Source organism: Pseudoalteromonas sp. CR1, assembly GCF_019392235.1.
Classification (GTDB): Bacteria; Pseudomonadota; Gammaproteobacteria; order Enterobacterales; family Alteromonadaceae; genus Pseudoalteromonas.
The window spans coordinates 1-230 of record NZ_JAHXRM010000674.1 but is presented as its reverse complement, the minus strand read 5'-3'; the positions used below and the strand labels follow the sequence as shown (position 1 = coordinate 230).

At 64.3% G+C, this 230-nt stretch carries 1 pseudogene; it reads right to left on the bottom strand.

The window, feature by feature from the left end:
- Positions 1 to 69: 69 nt before the first annotated feature.
- Positions 70 to 230 (bottom strand): annotated as a pseudogene (locus tag KZZ04_RS21355) (IS110 family transposase); the annotation flags it as partial.

Here is a 230-nt window from a genome sequence, read left to right as displayed (position 1 = left end):
CGTCGCGCCCTGCCAACCATCGGGCACTCCTTCCCCCGTCGAAGATGGGGGAAGATACCGTCTTCGGCGTCAAGCGCCCGAAGCGATCTGTGGTGTGTAAGGTCGTCGATGCTTGAGCACACCGAAGCAGATGTGGACCAGTTTGCGCATCACCGCGCACAGCGCCACCATGGGCTTCTTGCCCTTGGCCAGCAGGCGCTCGTACAGGGCGCGCGCATCCGGGTTCCTGC